At 63.9% G+C, this 4,113-nt stretch carries 4 protein-coding genes and 2 pseudogenes; 5 read left to right on the top strand and 1 reads right to left on the bottom strand.

Going from position 1 to position 4,113, the window contains the following annotated elements:
- The 4 genes and pseudogenes from ACI944_RS12480 to ACI944_RS12465 all read left to right on the top strand — a co-directional run.
- Window positions 1–99, top strand: a pseudogene (locus ACI944_RS12480) (pyrroline-5-carboxylate reductase); the annotation flags it as partial.
- Window positions 92–952 (top strand): glutamate 5-kinase, encoded by an 861-nt coding sequence (proB, locus tag ACI944_RS12475; RefSeq protein ID WP_411719368.1) that lies wholly within the window; start codon window positions 92–94, stop codon window positions 950–952. The pseudogene ACI944_RS12480 and the gene proB, both read left to right, overlap by 8 nt.
- Entirely contained in the window at window positions 945–2,294 is a 1,350-nt protein-coding gene (locus tag ACI944_RS12470; RefSeq protein ID WP_411719367.1) for a glutamate-5-semialdehyde dehydrogenase, read from the top strand. The genes proB and ACI944_RS12470 overlap by 8 nt, the downstream gene beginning before the upstream one ends.
- An 89-nt stretch (window positions 2,295–2,383) precedes the next feature.
- Window positions 2,384–2,938: a hypothetical protein gene (locus ACI944_RS12465; RefSeq protein ID WP_411719366.1), complete on the top strand. Its 555-nt coding sequence runs from the start codon at window positions 2,384–2,386 to the stop codon at window positions 2,936–2,938.
- Window positions 2,939–2,966: 28 nt separating this feature from the next.
- Here the strand turns inward: ACI944_RS12465 and ACI944_RS12460 are convergent, their stop codons facing one another.
- A complete protein-coding gene (locus ACI944_RS12460; protein WP_411719365.1) occupies window positions 2,967–3,725 on the bottom strand; it encodes a 23S rRNA (uridine(2552)-2'-O)-methyltransferase in 759 nt (252 codons plus the stop codon).
- A 173-nt stretch (window positions 3,726–3,898) separates the two neighbouring features.
- Here ACI944_RS12460 and ACI944_RS12455 point away from each other — a divergent pair.
- A pseudogene (locus tag ACI944_RS12455) lies at window positions 3,899–4,113 on the top strand (RNA-guided endonuclease TnpB family protein); the annotation flags it as partial.

Below are 4,113 nucleotides of genomic sequence, written 5' to 3'. Positions count from 1 at the left end.
GTGCTGTGGAACAGCGACGCGGACGAGGCGGTCGTCGAGGCTGTCGGTGCGGCCGAACGGCGCTCGCAGGAACTCGCCGAGGCGTTCGACGATGAGTGAAACGGTCGCGGTCGAAGCGCTTGACGACAGGACTATCGACCGAGCACGCAGGCGGGCCGCGGAGGCCGGACGCGTCGTTGTCAAGGCGGGAACCAACTCGCTGACGGACGACGATTCGCGACTCGACCGCGTCAAACTCGACAAACTTGTCGCCGACATCATGGACCTTCGGGACCGCGGTACGGACGTCGTCTTGGTCTCCTCTGGCGCGGTCGGAGCCGGAAAGGGACTGCTCGATGTCGATGTGGAGCAGGATCCGAAGATGATAGAGGAGAGCCAGGCGCTCTCGACGGTCGGCCAGGGTCACCTGATGCGGCACTACACCCAGAGCTTCGATCGCTACGGCCAGACGGTCGCCCAGATTCTCGTCACCGGCAAGGACCTCGACACCCCCGAGCGGTTCAGGAACTTCACGAACACGGTCGAGACACTCCTGGATTGGGGCGTCGTCCCAATCATCAACGAGAACGACGCGGTGGCGACAGAGGAACTCCGAATCGGTGACAACGACATGCTGTCGGCCTCCGTTGCGATCGGCCTCGGCGTCGACCTGTTGGTTACGCTAACCGACGTCGATGGCGTCTACACGGGCAACCCGAAGGACAACCCAAACGCCGAGTTGATCGACGCCGTCGGGGCGAACTACGACTCGGTATTGCGACTCGTCGACGACAGTACGACCGCAGCCTTCGGCGGCATCCAGACCAAAGTCGAGGGGGCCCGAGACGTCAGCGAGTGCGGCATCCCGGCGATCATCGCCGGGTCGGCCGACCCCGACGTGCTGGATCGGATCGCTGAGGCGAAGTCCGTCGGAACCATATTCGTCCCGATAGACGGTGAGAGCGATGACTGAGACCGACCACGACACCGATGCACAGGTGACCGCGGCGGAGCGCGCCGCGTTACGGCTCGCGAACGTCGGGGAGGCCGAGCGGAACGCGGCGCTCAAATCGATCGCCGGGGCGATCCGCGAACGCGAGGCCGAAATACTCGAGGCCAACGACGAGGACGTTGCCGAGGCCGAGGCGATGCTCGAACGCGGCGAGTACACACAGGCGCTCGTCGACCGGCTGAAACTCGATGCGGCAAAGCTCGATGACATCGCGTCGATGGTCGAGTCTGTCGCCGGGCAGGACGACCCCCTCGGGGCGACGCTGTCGGCGCGGGAACTCGACGACGACCTCGAACTCTACCGGGTCGCCGTCCCCATCGGCGTCGTCGCGACGGTGTTCGAATCCCGCCCCGACGCCTTGGTTCAGATCGCTGCTCTCGCACTAAAATCAGGAAACGCCGTCATCCTCAAGGGCGGCAGCGAGGCGAGCGAATCGAACCGGGTCCTCTACGAGATCATCCGGGAGGCGACCGACGAGCGCTTCGAGGAGCTCCCGAAGGGGTGGGCGCAGTTGATCGAGGCCCACGAGGCGGTCGACCGCCTGTTGGAGTTGGATGAACAGGTCGATCTCGTGATGCCGCGGGGCTCCTCGGGGTTCGTTTCCTACATTCAGGACAACACCCAGATCCCCGTGTTGGGCCACACCGAGGGCGTCTGTCACGTCTACGTCGACAGCGAGGCCGACCTCGGGATAGCTGAGGACATCGCCTTCGACGCGAAGGTCCAGTATCCGGCCGTGTGTAACGCCGTCGAGACGTTGCTCGTGAACGACTCTGTCGCCGCCGACTTCCTGCCCGGTCTCGTCGAGCGATACGAGGACGCGGGCGTCGAGTTGCGCGGTGACGAGGCGACCCGCGAGGTCGTCGATATAGGCGCGGCGACGGCGGCGGACTGGCGGACGGAGTACGGTGACCTCGAGTTGTCGATCAAGCTCGTCGAGGACGTCTACGAGGCCGTCGAACACGTCAACGAGAACGGCTCGAAGCACACCGAGTCGATCGTCACCGAAGCCGCCGACACCGCCGAGACGTTTATGACCGGGATCGACGCCGCCTCGGTCTTCCACAACGCCTCGACGCGCTTCGCCGACGGCTACCGCTACGGCCTCGGCGCGGAGGTCGGCATCTCGACCGGCAAGATCCACGCCCGCGGGCCGGTCGGGTTGGAGGGGCTGACGACCTACAAGTACTACCTCGAGGGCGACGGGCACCTCGTCGCGAGCTACTCTGGCGAGGACGCGCTGTCGTTCACCCACGGGACCCTCGACGCCGAGTGGACGCCCGGCCGCCGGTCGGACGAGTAGCGGAATCAGCAGTGGTGGAGGCGGGCAGGCGTGGCGGGTCGCTGCCGACCGGAGCGTGTTTATATACGCCGTCGGCCCGTATCGACGGTATGCTTGACCGTGAAGAAGCCCGGGTGAACTACGAGACCAGCCAAGAGCTCATGGATCTCCTCCGGTACACGTGCGAGACCCTGAGCCTCGAGTTCGAGCGCTGGGACGAGCAGTACGTCTCCGGGCCGAGCCTGTACTTTCTCATCGTCGCCGACGTCGACTTCGTCGAATACACCGATCCCCTCGGTGCGAACGCGTGGCCGATCGATCGCTGCGGCGTCGTCTCCGAGTCGTCCGAACCGTTCATCGACGTGGCGCGGGACGTAGCCTTCAGTTGTGACGGGGCTATCGTCGTCGCCGCCGACGGGACGATTCAAGAGCAGATGGTCCGCGTCCGGAGTCCCTCACCTGAGGAGATGGACACCGACGAGAAGCTGACCTACCCCGATTGGATGGGGACCAAACACCTGAGTGCGCTCGAGATATCCACCCGCGAGGAGGTGCTGTGGGCGGTCACGCTGAGCGAGGAGAACGGTCGCGTCACGTCCTTTTTGAACGGGACGTATCAGGACTATCCACGCGAGGGGATCGGCGGGCGGTGGCGGCCGGCGTAGCCCGGACAGCAGATAATCGACAGTCGCGCTACTCGAGACGTTCGCCGAACCCGAACCGCGGCTTGACGTCGGTCACTTCGATCTCGACCTCGTCGCCCGGTTCGGCGTCGGGAACGAACACCGTGTACCCCTCGACTTTAGCGATCCCGTCACCCTCGCGGCCGACGTCCTCGATCTCGACTTCGACCTGGTCGCCCTTCCGGACCGGCGCGGTCAACCGCCCCTTGGCGACCATGTACAACTCGGAGGACGAATCCCGCGAGGCGTCGGGATGGATCGTCCGGACGTACTCGAACTCCTCGTCGATGTCGGCCCGCAACTCGTCGGTGTCGGGGCCCTCAAACACCTTCGCGACAAAGTCGCCGTCGGGCGCGAGCAGTTCGAGCGATGTCTCGAAAGCGGTTCGGGCGAGATACACCGAGCGGGCGTGATCGAGCGAGTACTCGCCGGTCATGTTCGGGGCCATATCGGAGACGACAACGTCGGCCTCGCCGATCGACTCGACGATCCGCTCGCGTGTCTCGTCTTCGGTCATGTCGCCCCGGATCGTCTCGACGCCCTCGATCGAGTCGATCCGTTGGAGGTCGACGCCGACGACGGTGCCGCCCTCGCCAACGAGTTCGCTCGCGACCTGGAGCCACCCGCCGGGAGCGGCACCCAAATCGACGACCGTGTCGCCGTCACTTATTACTCCCGCGTCCGAATCGAGCTGCTTGAGCTTGTAGGCGGCCCGCGAACGGTAGCCCTGCTGTTTGGCCCGGTTGTAGTAGTCGTCCTTTCGTGTCATAGGTTCCTCACCAAACTCTTTGACATATTCTGCGTCGGAACTGTCGGCGAACCCTCGCTCATAGTAATATAGACGGGACTGAACGGGAAATGGGTGCCGAATTGGGGGCGATTGTTGGATGAATGTGGTTGTCGATTCGGTCTAAACGGGGCCGAGACACTGCACAAAAATAGGCACACGAAAACATCCAAGCAGTCGGGCGAAAAGAGACGGGGAGATTCAAGCAAACGATTCACCGCATTAGCAACGAGTTGATCGAAGAAGCCCGCGAGTATGGGTGTTCGATGATCGCGTTTGAGGATTTAACCGACATTCGTGAGCGTACCGGGGCGTCGTGGGGTCACACGTGGGCGTTCAACCGCCTCTACGAGTATGTTGCGTACAAGGC

It is taken from the genome of Natronomonas sp., assembly GCF_046710025.1.
Taxonomy (GTDB): domain Archaea; phylum Halobacteriota; class Halobacteria; order Halobacteriales; family Haloarculaceae; genus Natronomonas.
Note: the sequence above shows the minus strand (reverse complement) of the source record. Positions and strands in the feature narration are given on the sequence as shown.